The organism is Gloeomargarita sp. SRBZ-1_bins_9 (assembly GCA_039794565.1).
Lineage (GTDB): Bacteria > Cyanobacteriota > Cyanobacteriia > Gloeomargaritales > Gloeomargaritaceae > Gloeomargarita.
Genome location: JAUQVX010000012.1, coordinates 58,268 through 72,894 on the forward strand (window position 1 = coordinate 58,268; position 14,627 = coordinate 72,894).

Genomic DNA, 14,627 nt, shown 5'->3' on the forward strand with positions numbered 1-14,627 from the left:
TACCGATTTGCCCCCATTATAGCGACGGTGCTGGCCCGCCCTGGCGACCCGTTGGATATTGCTCCCCAGAAACTTCTCCCCTCTGGCGGCGGTCGTTGCCATTGTTGACCCCTTTGGCCCGTTCCCATGCTGGATGCCCTTCGAAGCACGTTCCTGCTCCTGTCTTTGCCGGTCTTTTCCGGACAGACGGTGCTCTATATGGATACAGCCCAGGGCTACCGATTGCGGCTGCCGGTGGAGTTCCAGATGGTGGCGCCGGGGTCTTGGGTCGGCCCGCGTTTACCGACACCGACCGCCATCTACGTCCATGTAGAACCGATGCCGGCAGCAAGGGCCGCGTTTCCGGTCCATTTCAAAACCTATAAAGACGACCCCCTATTTACCCATGTCACCCCGGTCCCCCTGCGCCACGGTTTGGCCTTTCGGGCCGAGGAGGTCATCCGCCCCGGGCAAGGACTGGAGGATATGCACCGCTGGTTTTTGTTTGTCTATCTCCAGGATCGGGTCTATACGGTGGGGCTGAGTGGGCCGTTAAAGGCATTCCAGCAGGGTATCTTGCCCCCCATTTACACCGGCGTGATGCGGTCGTTTGAACCCTTACCCCGCTAGTCCAAAAAATCCATGAGCTGGTCGTTATCCAAGGGGGGATGGGGGGCCACCGGACGCCGGTGCATCTGGGCCAAGAAAACCCGCAGGGCCAGGGTGACGATTTCCGCTTCGCTCAGGGACCACTGCTGTTGCAGGGCCTGGAGTTGGGGGCGCAGGTCATCGGGAATGGCGCTATGGACCAGTTCGGTGGGTAGAACCGGTTCGCTGGCTGCTGGCCGCCGCTGCAGGGGGTTGTTGGCGGAGGTGAGACGGGGACGCTGTTTCACCGTTGCACCTGCTGGTGAATGTACTTGACCAGTTCCTGGAGGGGGGTTAACAGGCGGGGGTCGTTAGTGTAGCGGTGAATGGGCTGACCGGCCAGGTTGGATTCGGGAAATTTGACGGATTTGGGCAGGGGGGGAAACACATGGAAATCCGCTTGGTTGTGCAAAGCGCTGAGTACATCCTGGGTCATGATGGTGTGCAGTTCGGCCATGGTGGGTAACACCCCCAGGATTTTGAGTTGGGGATTCAGCCGGCGCTGTACCTGCTGGACGGTTGCCAACAGGGCCGTCAACCCCTTGAGGGCAAAAAATTGGCACTGCACCGGAATTAGCACGTAGTCAGCAGCGGCCAGGGCGTTCATGGTCAGCACTCCGCGGCTGGGGGGACAGTCCATCAACACGTAAAGAAATTGCCCCCGCAGCTCGGTCAAGCGGTCCCTTAGGGTGTAAAAGGCGCCACTTTTTTGCAGCAACTCCACTTCGGCCCGGCTGAGATGGGCATCAGCGGGTATCAGATAGGGGCCGCTGGCGGTTTTGTGCATCACCTGGGTGGCGGCTAACTGGCCGGTTAACCAGTGGTAAGCGCCAGGGGTTTGTTCGCTCAACTCCACGCCCAGGCCGGTGGTCAAGTTACCCTGGGGGTCCAGGTCAATGAGCAAACAGGGAGCGGATTCCGCCAATAGACCGCCGAGCGCTAAAGTAGAAGTAGTTTTACCAACGCCGCCTTTGTGGTTGGCAATGGCCAGGAACATGAGCGTGTGCCAGCCGTCCTGATCCCAGTGTAGTGCGCCGATGGACCATGCGTTTACCCGTCAAAAGCGTTACGCAGGCAGGGATGTCCCAGCGGCCAGCCTCTACCACCGAACCTAGCCAGGCGCCCGTACTGCTTGTTAGTGGCGATGAGGGTTTGCGTCAGCGCCTGCGCAGTGAACTGGCGGAGGCCGGTTATCGCTGTTACCCCTTGGCTGACCCAACCGAAGCGATGGCCTATTTGGCGCACCAACCCGCCTGTTTACTCATCGTCGAGGCCAGCCCAGCGGGTTTGACCCTCTGCCAGCAAGTGAGCCAGCGTTACCCCGATTTGCCCATTCTGCTGCTTACGGCAGGAGACAGCCTGGAGGAGCGCATTACCTGCTTAGAATCGGGAGCCTGGGATTACTTGAGCGCCCCCTATCCCCGCAAAGATTTGCTGCGCTGGCTCCAGCTCTACGTCCAACCCCAGACCGGCCCAGCGGAATATCTCACCTTTGCCGACCTGACTTTGGATTTGCAAAAGCGGGTGGCCCTGCGCCGAAAGCGGCAAATTCAACTGACTATGAAAGAATTTGAGCTGCTGAAATTCCTGATGCAGAATCCGGGGCGGGTGCTGACACGGGAAGAAATCATGGAGCAGGTGTGGGGGTATCAGTCGGTGCACGAGTCCAATGTGATTGAGGTGTATGTGCGTTACCTGCGCCTGAAACTGGACCAACCAGGGGAAAAACACCTGATCCAAACGGTGCGGGGGGTGGGCTATGTTCTCCGGGAACCTTAGGGCCTACCTGAGCGGCGCAGTGCTGGCGGTGGTGCTGACGGGGGTAGCCGTATTGGCCCAAAAGCCCCAGCATTTACCCATCCGGGCGCAGTTGCAACACAACGGGCAACGGGTCTGGCTGGAGGTGGCTTGGACGCCGGAGCAACAGGCCCTGGGGTTGATGTACCGGGAGCGCATAGAACCGGACCGGGGGATGCTGTTTCCCTTTTACCCACCCCGCCCAGTGCAATTTTGGATGAAAAACATGCGCACACCCATTGACATGGTGTTTTTGCACGAAAACCGGGTGGTGGCCATTTACGCCCAGGTGCCCCCTTGTCCCCGGGACCCCTGCCCCACCTATGGCCCCCCCGGTCCCGTGGATGGGGTGATCGAGCTGGCACCGGGACGGGCGCGGGAGTTGGGGCTGAAGGTGGGGGATACCCTTACTGTGCGACTGTTGCGGCCCACTGGCGCGCCCAAGCGAGAATAGCTTGCACGCGTTCGGGGGTGGGAGCTTCGCAGTACAGGCGCAACAGGGGTTCGGTGCCGCTCAAGCGAATGAGTAACCAACTCTGGTCCGCCAGGTAAAACTTGTAGCCGTCGCCGCTCCAGGTGTTGACTACGTCCGTGTCGGCTATCACCGTCGGCGGATGCGCAGCCAACTGCTGCTCCAGCCGGTCGCGGGATGCGGCATTCGTCAACGGCAGATCAATCCGGTCATAGACGCTGTAAAAGCCGGTTTTTTCCTGTAATTCCCGATAGAGCACCTCCAGGGGTTTTTGGGTCAGGGCCACCGCCTCCAGCAGGTAGAGGGCCGACAGCAAGGCATCCCGTTCCGGCAGGTAGTGCCCGTAGCCAATGCCGCCTGATTCCTCACCCCCCAGCAACACATCCCCCTTGAGCATTTCCTGGGCAATGTACTTGAACCCGATGGGGGTTTCCACCACCGGCAGGTTGTAGTAGGCAGCGGTTTTGCGGATCAACTCCGACCCGCTAATGGTTTTCACCACCCTGCCGGTCAAGCCCCGACGCTGGGCCAGATGTTCGATCAACAGGGGAATGAGCACCTGGGGGGAGAGAAATTGCCCCTGACCGTCCATGGCGGCAATCCGGTCCCCGTCCCCGTCAAACACTAGCCCCACCTGGTTACCGTGATGCCGCTGCAACGTGGTGCGCAACTCCTCCAGGTAAGGGGGCAGGGGTTCCGGCGGGTGCCCCCCGAACAGTACATCCCGTTGGGTGCGCAGTTCCTGTACGACATTGCCCACCAGACGCGTCAGACCCCCAGCGGCGGCTCCGTGCATGGGGTCGGCCCACACCTGCCAGTGCTGCAAACCGGCGCGGATGGCCGCCACATCCACCTGCTGCTGCAACGCCTGCACATAACCAGGCCAGGGGTCGAAGGGGGTCACGCAGCCGCCAGGACGCTGGGGTACCGGTTGGGACAACCGCGCTTCGATTTGCTGGGTCATCTCCGGGGGAATGGAGCCGCCAAAGGCCCCCTTGACCTTCAGGCCGTTGTAGATGGGGGGATTGTGACTGGCGGTGATCACCAGCGCCCCGATAGCCCCCTGCTGCCGCACCCCATAACTCAAAGCCGGTGTGGGCGCCGCCTGATTGGCCAGCCAAACCCGAAATCCTGCCGCTGCCGCCGCCTGCGCCGCCGTTTGGGCAAACTCCTCCGACAAAAACCGCCGGTCGTAACCCACCAACAAGGGTCCATCTCCATAGACATCCGCCAGAACCGTTGCTGCTGCTGCTGCCACCTGGGCCACCCGCGCAAAGGTGAACTCCCGGGCAATCACACCCCGCCAGCCATCGGTGCCAAAGCGAATCTCTCCCATGTCCCCTGCTCCTGCGCCCGCGCCCCTATTGTAGCCGCTTGTTCTTGAGCAACACATCCCCCCTGAAGCGATAGACCAGTTGGAAATCCGGCAGCAGTCGCAGCAGTTGCGCCAGGTTGATTTGCCCCTCTTACAGTTCCGTATTGGCGTATTCGGTGTAGAAATAGCGGGTGTTGGCCAGTGCCTGGAGACCGCCTTGGATCAAATCCACTTCCGCCCCCTGTACATCCGCCCAGATGAAGTCATATGGTCTCAATCCCGTTTTGCTGATACCAGGTATCCAGTCGGCAGGTCGGCACCCGAATCGTGCGGGGAAACGTAACCCACGGAAATACCTCCAGGTGCTTTTTCGGGCGGCGGATAGAACCCGAGTCATACCAACTACGGGGAATGCCCGCTTCCGGGTGGGTATCGCTCATGAAGAAATCCGCTTCCCCATCCTGCGCCGCAATGGCCACCTCGTAAAGACGCACCCGCGGGTCATGGCCTAGCCGTTTTTTGAAGTCGGCAGCTGCCCGGGGGTCCGGTTCAAAGCCGTAAATACGCGCCCGGGGAAATCGCTCCACAAACTGCACCGTATGGCTACCGTTGTTGCAGCCAATTTCTACAATCACCGGGTCATCCTTGCCCAGAAGCAAAACCAATTCATCCAGGTCCAGGGTGCCCGGTGTCACCGGCGTCAGTTCCGGGCGAACCACACTGATCAGGCGCAAGGCCACCTGTTTGAGCGGTCGTCGCAGGGAAACTGGCAGCCATTGTTTGATTTTTCCAACCGGTCCCACCTTAATCCTCCCCTAGATAGCCCTGAATTAACCAGTCCTCCCCCACCTGTTCCCAGCGACACCCCGTCAGCCTCAGTGCCTGCTGCATTTGGGTCAAACCCAGGTCCCCGACCGGCGTGGGCGCCCCTTCCCCCCCAATCACCTTCGGCGCAATAAAGGCCATGATTTTCTGCACCGCCCCCTGATGGATTGCCGGTGCCGCCAAGCGTCCCCCACACTCCCACAGCACCGTGTTACAGCCCCGGGCCGCCAGCGCTTGGCTTACTGTCAGGGGGTCACAGGGGTCCAGGGGCAACCACTCCACCCCCAACCCTTGCAATTGCTTGAGCACCGGTGGCAGGGGTTCTGGTTGGGGGGGCGTCACCAGCAGCGTGCGCAATGTCTCATCCACCCGCCAAACCTGGGCTTCCAGGGGCAAATCCAGAGAGCGGGACATCACCACCCGCAAGGGCGAATGGGGTGTTACCCCGTGGGTTGTCAGCGACGGATTATCCCGGCGGATGGTACAGCCCCCGGTGATTACCGCATCGCAGCGGGAGCGCAACCTATAGACCCACTGGCGCGCCTCGGGTCCGGTCACCCACAGGCTGTCCCCCGTCGCCGTGGCAATTTTGCCGTCTAAGGTCATGGCGTACTTCAAGATGCCGAAGGCCCGTCCCGTGCGCACCCGGTGGAAAAACCCCTCGTTGAGTTCCCGGCAAGCCTCCGCCAGAACTCCCACCGTTACCGCGATCCCCGCCTGTTGCAACCGCGCCACACCCCTACCCGCCACCCGGGGGTCCGGGTCAATCATCCCCACCACCACCCGGCGAATCCCAGCCTGTAGGATGGCTTCGGTGCAAGGGGGAGTACGCCCGTAATGATTGCAGGGTTCCAAATTCACATACAGGGTGGCGCCTTGGGCCTGCTCCCCCGCCTGGCGTAGGGCAAATACCTCCGCATGGGGCTGTCCTGCCTGGGGATGAAACCCCTCCCCCACCACCTGCTCCTGCCGCACGATGACCGCCCCCACTAAAGGATTGGGACTGGTACGCCCCCAGGCCTGGCGCGCCAACTCCAGACAACGGGCCATGTAGCGTTCATCATCCGTCATGCCGGGGTAGGCGCCGGTTCGTCGCTGGGCTTGAGACCGTAATCCAAAATCTCGGCAAAGCGAATGCGCAAGACCGTAGCCGGCTGCCCGTCCTTATCCGTGTAATGCTCCTCATCCAAGCGTCCGGTCACCGTCGGTCGCGCCCCCTTATCCAACAAATTCATGGCCGTTTCCGCCTGATTCCCCCACACATCCACCTGGAACCGCAAAGGGGGAACTTCCTCACCGTCTCCCTTACGCCGATTCACATACAGGGGAAAGCTACACAAAACCGTGCCCTTCTCAAAATGACGAATGGTTGGTTTGGCAGCCACGTAGCCACAGACCGTCACCACTGCCCACGTCATCGCCCGTCCTCCGCCTCTAGCCCTAGCATAGCACCTGCGCCCACACCTTCCACCTGGAGCCGCCAGTAGCGGGCGTAGTAACCCCCCCGGGCCAGCAAACTCTCGTGGGTGCCCTGTTCCACCAGACGGCCCTTCTCCAGCACCAGAATCTGGTCGGCGTGGCGAATCGTAGACAGACGGTGGGCAATCACCAGTACCGTGCGCTGTTTTTGAAACTCATACAGGGCCTTTTGCACCAGAGCTTCCGCATGGGAATCCAAGGCCGACGTGGCCTCATCCAGGATCAAAATTTCCGGTCGCCGCAAAATGGCCCGGGCCAGGGCAATGCGCTGCCGTTGTCCCCCCGAAAGCCGGTACCCCCGTTCCCCCACCACCGTGTCGTACCCCTGGGGCAGTCGCTCGATGAATTCCGCCGCATAGGCCGCCTGGGCCGCCTGTTCCACCTCCGCATCCGTAGCCTCAGGCCGACCAAAACGGATATTTTCCCGAATCGTGGTATTGAACACAAAATTGTCCTGACTCACCACCCCCAGCCGCGCCCACCAATCCGCCAAGGACAGTTCCCGCCGGTCCACCCCATCCACCAAAATCCGCCCCGCCGTCGGTTCGTACAACCCAATGAGCAAATCCGCCACCGACGATTTACCCGCCCCCGAAGCCCCCACCAAAGCCGTCACCTTCCCCGCCGGCAGGCAAAAACTCACCTCCACCAGCGCCGGTGTGGTCGTCCCGGGATACTGCAGCGTCACCCGGTCAAAACAAATCTCCTGCCGCAGACCCCGAAAAGGTTTACCTTCCGTGCGCAAAAACTCCTTGTCCTGGTCGGTCAGGAAAGGATTGAGCACTTGCAGCGTCCCCCAGATCAGCCCCAGTTGGCTAGCAATCCCCGCTAGGTTCTGGTTTTGAAAGGCAAAGCGGTTATAGGCGGAGATAAAGGTCGCCAGGGTGGGCAACAGCAGGTTCAGGGGCCGTTCCCGGCTCAAAAGCCAAATCCCCCCCAACAACATCACCGCCAGAATGGTAGTGGCCCAAATGGCCGACAGGGGGTCAGGCAGGGTACTCCAGGCCACTTGTCGGTCCAGTATCTTGAGCACATTCCGTTGCAGGTGGCGCAAATGCTGGAGCGTAGCCTCCTGGCGATGGAAGCTGTAGATCACCCGCAATGCCTGGAGGGTCTCCACCATGTAACTTTTGATGTCCGCCGTCTCACCGGTGAGCATCTGGGCCACATCGCGAATTTTGGGGATGATGTGCCGTTGCATCCCCACCAACATTCCCGACAGCAGCAGGGTAGCCAGGAGCACCAGCGGCGAAATCCACAGCAAAACTGCCAAATAGGCTGTCAGCAAGCACAGGGATAGCACCAGGCGGTTGGCGACCGAAAACAGATTCCCGGTCATCATGCCCAGGTCAATGAAATTTACCAGCTCCCCGTGGCGGTAGCGACTGACGCAGGGAAAACTGAACCGCAACATCCGCTCCATGAGCAACTGGCTGGTGTACATGCTCAGGCGGTTGCCCAGGTAGCTGGTGATCACCGTGCTGCAGTACTTGAGGCCGCTTTGGACCACCTGAAACCCCCAGGCGATCAGCACCAGCAAGGCTACCACCCGCAGGCGGGACCAGCCCTGCACCCAGGGTTGCAGCCAGCCGAGCTGAAACTGATCATCCGCCAGGGCACTCAGGGCCCAGTACACCGACACATAGGTGGAGCTTTCCATCAAGCCCGCCACCAAGTTCAACAGCACTGCCCCTACCACCCGTAGGCGATAGCGCTGAACCGTTCGCCAGACCAATTGCGAAAACGGCTCCCGAAGAAGCTTTCCCCACCCCCGCCAGAGCTTAGCCATTCAGGGCCGGAAAGCGCGTCTGCAGCTCCTCATCGTACTGGTCCGCCAGGGACGCCACCACCGTAATGAGCCGAGCAATCTCCGACGGGTCCAAATCCTGCACCGACCGGGTCCCCACCACCACCACTTCTTGGTTCAACAGGGCAAAACGCGCCTCCAGAGTTGTGGCCCAATTCCACTCCAACAGCTGCTGGTAAAGCGCCAACGGCTGCTGCACCGGTAACTTCAGCACCCGCGCCCACACCGTGAATCTATCCTCAGTGGTGGTACCCGTCATTTGCACATAGACCTCCGCCGTGCCGTAACGGAACCGCCAGATACACCCCTGGTCCACGTGGCTCACCTGGGCCGAATCCGGTTCCGCCAGGGAGCTGATGACCGTCTCCACATCATCCAACAGATGACCTGTGCGGTCCGGCTCCGTCAACTCCGGGAAGGTAACGTCCATGGCAGCCCCTCACGCCCTACTAGCAGCTTACACCAAAATCACTGCGGCCCAATCACCGTATTGACGATGCGCATGAACTCGGCCCGGGTGGCGGTGTTGTGCAAAAAGACCCCCCCCAGCTTACTGGTCACCGTATCCGAATTCACATCCTCCACCCCCCGCGACTTGACACAGTAGTGCTTGGCTTGGATCACCACCGCAATGTCCTCCGTCTCCAGGATGTAAGACAGGGCGTAAAAAATCTGCTCCGTTAAACGCTCCTGGATTTGGGGCCGCTTGGCAAAGTACTCCACAATTCGGTTGATCTTCGACAGCCCCAGGACCTTCTCCCGGGGAATATAGGCCACATGGGCTCGGCCATCAATAATCACAAAGTGATGCTCGCAGTTGCTCTGGACATTGATATTGCGCTCGATGACCATAGAGCCGTAGCCCATCTTGTTTTCTACGGTGGTGCATTTGGGGAAATTGCGCCAGTCCAGGCCGTAGAAAATCTCATCCACATACATCTGGGCCACCCGTTTGGGGGTATCCGCCAAGCTGTCATCCCGCAAATCCAACCCCAACGCCTCCATAATCCGGGCAAAGTGCCAGGCGATCAAGGTGCGTTTTTGGGTGTCATCCAAACCCGTTTCCACCTGGGGCGTCGCCACCCCCTTCTCGATTAAAAACTGGGCCACCCGTTGCCCCAACTCCGGGTCCGTTTTCTGGCTGCGGGTCACCGGCTCGTCGTCGAGATACAGGTCAGGGCTGGGGTTGGTCAGCACCACGAGGGAATGCTCAGTATCGCCATGCCCATTCATGCGTGGGTTTAGGAAACGAGGGGTCAATGTCATAGATTCTCAACAAAAGTTAACACTACTCCTGGGGAGAGCTGCCGTCGCACCGGTACCCGCACCTGTACCCCAAGCATCCCCCCAACCGACATGCGGCATAGCTCCCGGCCTCAGTTCCCGAGTACGCCATGCCCAGACTGCAGTATAACCCATGCCCTTGCTGGCGGCAAATGGTTCACTCCCACTGGCTTTTGGCAGGTGCGGCTGTCCGTCAGGGTATAAATAACCAAAATGCGGAACGATACCGGACATTGCTGGGCAACGATGACACCCAATGTTTTGGTACGGTATATGTCACTCTCCTTTAAAAGCGAGCTAGACCTAAACAACAAGCAGCGCACCCTTTGCTCCAAGCACCTAGGAGTGGCTCGTCATGCCTATAACTGGGGTTTGGAAGTTTGTCAAAAAATCTTAGAACATAACAAGGACGCAGGAGAGGGACAAAAGGTGGATGCTCCTCTGACGGTGGAATGTCTTTAGGACAGTCTACGAGTCAAGAGCAGACGAAGCAGGAAGCTGGCACTGGTGGGCAACCACCAGATAAGTCCAGCAGGCTTGCGTTTGCAAGCTCCAAAGGATCGTATTGTGCGTTAACATTCGGTATAGTTCAGAGTTTTGGAAGCGGAAGTCCTCATGCCGCGAGGAAAGGCTCAGACCAAGCGCTCCATCGAATCCTACGAGCACTGCAATATGCTATTATGGCGGTGAGCTGGTTGCAAACGAATTGAATTTGCCAGCCGTCCAACAAGCGCTTCCAGCCGATGCCGCGTCACGAGCGCAGCGAAGCAGCTAAGGTGCAAGCTGTTATGCCGCTAATACCGCAGTGTGAGCCATCAGAAGGAGAAACTATGCCCACATACGTTGACGTTTTCCCTGTTATTCCTGACGCGTTGCCCAGATTATATGCCTACGCGATTGAAGTGGTGAGCGATCATGCATCGGCGATAGGTGGGAAGTTGGCGTATCGCTTACGGAATAAGTTTGGTGGGAACTGGATATGGTGCGGCGGTCAAATTGTCACAGACCAAATAGTCCCAGATGACGCAATTAAAGAATTTCTGAAGCAGCTATGGACTGAGCAACCTTTAAGTGTTGTACAGAGCATTACTCTCAACACAACATGGGAGCCTTCAGCTTGGGAGCAAGGTGAATTTGCGGCTCGGGGTTTGCTCGCAAACTACCAAACAGAGATCAGGGAAGTGCTTGAACCAAAAGGACAGAATTTTGGCAAAGTCCGAATCCACCGCGATTATGCTTTGCGTGGTTGGGCAGTGAACAACAAACCAGCAGTTTCTATCGCTGTTTCGTCCAATATTTTTCACACCCAATTATTGCATGAGTTTGCTGCTACCTTGCAAAGTCCACAAGACCTTATCGGAATAATGGTTGCTGTGGATAGAAAGGATTTTAAAGGGACAATTATCGAGATTACTGGCAACGTTCGAGAAATGCGCGAGTGGTTGCTCAGTATATCAAGCGACGAGATGACACGTAATCTGATTAGCCGCGCTCCTGATGATGAATTGACCGTCAAGATCGAAACACGTACAAGCCAGTATATCTATATCGCTAGTATGTTGCGCCCTGTCGTACGAATGGGCGATCTCAAAAAATTTGGAGTGGATCCGCGCCAAGTTTCCAGAGCCTTACGGCTTGGTCCGTCAATTAGATATAGTCTTGTCCGCGAAATCGCCGCTATTGGTAAAGAGCACAGAATTCTTGCAGACAGTTTTGAGTCAGGATCACTGCCGCAAGCATTCTTGAGCTCGAGTGATGTTGGTTTTACGCCTGAATTACTCGTCGGCAACAATGAAATTCATAGCGGCGAAGGGCAAAGTATTTATCAAAGCTTGAAAGAACATGGCGTATTTCAACGTTCAAGCGCGTTTCCTGACAAGAATCACCCCATAAAGATCGGAATAGTTAACGCATCACCGCAGGTCGCACAACAGGCATTGACGACATTCCTGTATAAACTTAAAGCCGCGTTGGAGGAGTTGAATTTCTCTATTCAATCCGTTGAAGTTAATGGGCAACGCCAACAAAAGATTGAGATACTTTCAAGAGTGAATTTGGAAAAAGCGGTAAACTGTCTCGAGTCGGCAAAGCCTGACATTCTACTTGCTTTATTTCCTAGAAGTGCACGCTATGACGAAGGGGATGAAGAAGATAGCATGTATCACGTCTTCAAGTCGTTGACAATGCGATATGGTCTCCCAATTCAAGTTATCTATGAAAATACATTCTCTGAACAATATGCTATGGACAATATCGTGCTGGGTATATTAGCCAAGACAGGGAATGTGCCGTTCGTTTTAGCGAATCAGCTTCCTTACGCTGATATTGCTGTTGGGATTGATATTGCTCGCAGAGCAAAACAAAAGTTGTCAGGAACTGTGAATGCGACAGCCATCGCAAGAATCTATTTTAGCGATGGTCAATTTCTACGATACATTATCCACGATGCGCCGATTGAAGGGGAAACGATACCGGGAAGTATTCTGCGTAGTCTTTTCCCTCTCGAGGAATTTCAAGGTAAACGCGTTGTGATTCACCGTGACGGACAATTTCGTGGTGGGGAAAGAGCAGCATTGAAGGAATGGGCAAAACAGATTCGGGCAGAGTTTCATTTGGTTGAAGTAATCAAATCTGGAGCGCCTCGTCTTTATTATCAGAGCACAGCCACCTCTGCCATAGATAGACCACCAAAGGGGACAGCATTTAAGATAAGCGACACAGAAGCATTTTTAGTCTCTTCATTGCCTCCTTTCAGCGGCAGCACGCCCTGTCCGCTTCAAATCAGGACAGAGCCATCTTTCCCAATCGAAAAGGCTATCCATTCGGTGCTATCGTTGACTCTCTTGCATTATGGTTCGGTTAGAGAGCCACGTTTGCCAGTGACGATTCACTACAGTGACAAGATTGCAGAATTTTTACTACATGGCATCAAACCAAGAGATTCAGAAGGAAATTTGCCGTTCTGGTTGTAAAAATTTCAAGGCGTGAGCGGCATAACCAGCGCATGCACCTGACAGGCTTTGCCTCGCTGCGCTCGGCTGGCCTGCTGGTGATGTGCCAGCTGTTGGGCAGCCGGTCGTTTGAATTTTCTTGCACCTTGAAATTGTGTTTGGTAAAATGTGCTTGATTTGGTTGTGCGCTGGCCTTGCCCGCCTGCGGCTTTGCCTGCTGTTGGCTTTTCCAGCTTTCGGGTGCATGGGCTGGTGTTGTCTGCCCGCTGTTCCCGCCCACCGGGTTAGTGACGCCGGGCAAAAGAAAAAGCGCTACGCCTACGACCCCCACCTCAGACCTGCGACTGTTGCAGGTTGGCAAGGCTGTGACTTTGGTCAACGATTGCAGCAAAACATCTACCCATAACCGAAGGGGGTGTGCAGGCGCATGGGCCTGAATGAAACCGATACCCGAGCCAAACTGATTGATCCCGCCTTGTATAAACGCGGCTGGACGGAAAACCTGATCCGCCGCGAGGAGACTGCTGGCGCCATTGAGATTGTGGACGGCAAACCGCGCAGGCGCGCCCGCGGCCGCGTGGATTACCTGCTGCGTGTGGCGGTCAACGCCGAAAGCCAGCCGGTGGCGGTGGCGCTCATTGAAGCCAAAGCCGAAAATCTGTCACCCTATCACGGCCTGGAGCAGGCGAAGCAGTATTGCAAGCGGTTCCACGTGCCGTTCGTGTTCTCCACCAACGGGCATCTCTTTGTGGAGTATGACTCGACGACCGGCCAGACCAGCCAGCCCAGGCCGCTCACCGAATTCCCTACGCCGGACGAATTGCGCGAGAGGTACGAAGAGGCCAGAGGCTTCCGGCTCAACGCCCCGTTAGCCAAGCCGCTTTTGGTGCGTTACCCCGGTGGTGAAGCCACCCGGCGCTATTACCAGGATGCTGCCATCCGCGCCGTGCTCGAAAAGCTCGCCCGCGGCGAAAAACGCGCTTTGCTGTCCTTAGCCACCGGCGCGGGCAAAACTTTTATCGCCGTTCAGCTTTTGAAAAAGATCGCGGATGCTGGGTTGCTCGAGCGGGCGCTTTTTGTTTGTGACCGCGATGAACTGCGCAGCCAGGCGCTGGCCGCATTCCAGAGTGTTTTTGGCGCCGACGCCGCCGAAGTCTATGAAGAACCTGACGGCAAAAACCACGCCAGCAATGCCCGCATCCACATCGCCACCTATCAGACCCTCGATGTGGACACCGAAGACGGCACCGCTAATTTCCTCACCAAACATTACCAGCCTGATTATTTCAGCCACATCATCATTGACGAGTGTCACCGCTCAGCCTGGGGCAAGTGGTCACAGGTGCTGACCCGCAACCCCAACGCGGTGCAGATCGGCCTCACCGCCACGCCGCGCACCCTGGAGATTACCGAAAAGTCCAAAGAAGCCGAAGCGGATCAGCAGATCACCGCCGACAACATTCGGCACTTCGGTGAGCCGGTGTATGAATATGACATCGCGCAGGGCATCGAAGATGGGTATCTCGCCGCCTGCGAAATCCACTGCATCGACCTGTCTCTGGATGGCAAGCGGGAGACTGAAGGCATCGTCCGCGAGGATTTGGAAGGCAAAACGCTGACCGACGCCAACACCGGGGAAAGGCTCACAGTCGCTGAAGCGAGTGCCCGCTACGCCGCATCCGACCTGGAGGATAAACTGCTTTTGCCTGACCGCGTGGCTGCTATGTGTCAGGAACTCTTCCGCCGCCTGTGCGAGACCGGCGGACCCGCGCAAAAGACGATCATCTTTTGCACTCGCGATCGCGAGGCCGACGCGGCATACGCAGAAATGATCAAGCGCTATCCCGCGTCGAGCGGTATGTAGTGAACCTCAGGATAGGACAAAAACATGCATCTTTTTGAAAGATTTCTCAGTGTTAGCGCTGAAGATATAGAATTTGAGCTCCGCCCGCACACCGCTGTCGAATGGCTCGACTTTTTGCTCAATCCCCGCCGTCTACGCGGCAGTGACTTCTTGATGCGTTGGTCACAAGGTGTGTGGAGCGAAGAACGCATCATTCAAGCCGTTAA

General features: G+C 57.4%; 16 protein-coding genes. 6 read left to right on the forward strand and 10 right to left on the reverse strand.

Going from position 1 to position 14,627, the window contains the following annotated elements:
* Positions 1-126 precede the first annotated feature (126 nt).
* Complete coding sequence (locus Q6L55_10010; GenBank protein MEN9259043.1) at positions 127-609, forward strand: hypothetical protein; 483 nt, start codon at positions 127-129, stop codon at positions 607-609.
* On the opposite strand, the gene Q6L55_10015 is transcribed toward Q6L55_10010, so the two are convergent.
* Positions 606-875, reverse strand: coding sequence for a hypothetical protein (locus Q6L55_10015; protein ID MEN9259044.1), 270 nt, complete (start codon positions 873-875; stop codon positions 606-608). The genes Q6L55_10010 and Q6L55_10015 overlap by 4 nt on opposite strands.
* A complete protein-coding gene (locus Q6L55_10020; protein ID MEN9259045.1) occupies positions 872-1,624 on the reverse strand; it encodes an AAA family ATPase in 753 nt (250 codons plus the stop codon). Before Q6L55_10020 ends, Q6L55_10015 begins: the two co-directional genes overlap by 4 nt.
* An 83-nt stretch (positions 1,625-1,707) precedes the next feature.
* Here Q6L55_10020 and Q6L55_10025 point away from each other — a divergent pair, with 83 nt between their 5' ends.
* Both Q6L55_10025 and Q6L55_10030 read left to right on the forward strand, forming a co-directional pair.
* On the forward strand, positions 1,708-2,406 hold the full coding sequence (locus Q6L55_10025; protein ID MEN9259046.1) for a response regulator transcription factor: 699 nt from the start codon (positions 1,708-1,710) through the stop codon (positions 2,404-2,406).
* Entirely contained in the window at positions 2,387-2,878 is a 492-nt protein-coding gene (locus Q6L55_10030) for a DUF192 domain-containing protein (GenBank protein ID MEN9259047.1), read from the forward strand. Before Q6L55_10025 ends, Q6L55_10030 begins: the two co-directional genes overlap by 20 nt.
* On the opposite strand, the gene Q6L55_10035 is transcribed toward Q6L55_10030, so the two are convergent.
* From Q6L55_10035 to folE, 8 genes are all read right to left on the reverse strand, one after another.
* Positions 2,832-4,232, reverse strand: coding sequence for a phosphoglucomutase/phosphomannomutase family protein (locus tag Q6L55_10035; GenBank protein ID MEN9259048.1), 1,401 nt, complete (start codon positions 4,230-4,232; stop codon positions 2,832-2,834). The genes Q6L55_10030 and Q6L55_10035 overlap by 47 nt on opposite strands.
* Before the next feature lie 130 nt (positions 4,233-4,362).
* Entirely contained in the window at positions 4,363-4,488 is a 126-nt protein-coding gene (locus Q6L55_10040; GenBank protein ID MEN9259049.1) for a hypothetical protein, read from the reverse strand.
* Positions 4,475-5,014 carry an FkbM family methyltransferase gene (locus tag Q6L55_10045; GenBank protein ID MEN9259050.1) on the reverse strand — a complete coding sequence of 180 codons (540 nt, stop codon included), beginning with the start codon at positions 5,012-5,014 and terminating at the stop codon, positions 4,475-4,477. Before Q6L55_10045 ends, Q6L55_10040 begins: the two co-directional genes overlap by 14 nt.
* A gap of 1 nt (position 5,015) precedes the next feature.
* Positions 5,016-6,107, reverse strand: a complete 1,092-nt coding sequence (gene ribD / locus Q6L55_10050; GenBank protein ID MEN9259051.1) for a bifunctional diaminohydroxyphosphoribosylaminopyrimidine deaminase/5-amino-6-(5-phosphoribosylamino)uracil reductase RibD — start codon at positions 6,105-6,107, stop codon at positions 5,016-5,018.
* The gene (locus tag Q6L55_10055; GenBank protein MEN9259052.1) at positions 6,104-6,454 is read right to left on the reverse strand and encodes a single-stranded DNA-binding protein; all 351 of its coding nucleotides are present in this window, start codon (positions 6,452-6,454) and stop codon (positions 6,104-6,106) included. The genes ribD and Q6L55_10055 overlap by 4 nt, the downstream gene beginning before the upstream one ends.
* Entirely contained in the window at positions 6,451-8,304 is a 1,854-nt protein-coding gene (locus Q6L55_10060; protein MEN9259053.1) for an ABC transporter ATP-binding protein, read from the reverse strand. Before Q6L55_10060 ends, Q6L55_10055 begins: the two co-directional genes overlap by 4 nt.
* Entirely contained in the window at positions 8,297-8,752 is a 456-nt protein-coding gene (locus Q6L55_10065) for a YbjN domain-containing protein (protein MEN9259054.1), read from the reverse strand. The genes Q6L55_10060 and Q6L55_10065 overlap by 8 nt, the downstream gene beginning before the upstream one ends.
* A gap of 38 nt (positions 8,753-8,790) precedes the next feature.
* Complete coding sequence (folE, locus tag Q6L55_10070; GenBank protein MEN9259055.1) at positions 8,791-9,555, reverse strand: GTP cyclohydrolase I FolE; 765 nt, start codon at positions 9,553-9,555, stop codon at positions 8,791-8,793.
* A 794-nt stretch (positions 9,556-10,349) separates the two neighbouring features.
* Between folE and Q6L55_10075 the strand changes: the two genes are divergently transcribed.
* From Q6L55_10075 to Q6L55_10085, 3 genes are all read left to right on the forward strand, one after another.
* A complete protein-coding gene (locus tag Q6L55_10075; GenBank protein MEN9259056.1) occupies positions 10,350-12,578 on the forward strand; it encodes a Piwi domain-containing protein in 2,229 nt (742 codons plus the stop codon).
* A 406-nt stretch (positions 12,579-12,984) separates the two neighbouring features.
* Positions 12,985-14,421, forward strand: coding sequence for a DEAD/DEAH box helicase family protein (locus tag Q6L55_10080; GenBank protein ID MEN9259057.1), 1,437 nt, complete (start codon positions 12,985-12,987; stop codon positions 14,419-14,421).
* A gap of 24 nt (positions 14,422-14,445) precedes the next feature.
* The coding region (locus Q6L55_10085) for a hypothetical protein (GenBank protein ID MEN9259058.1) at positions 14,446-14,627 on the forward strand (182 nt) is incomplete at its 3' end.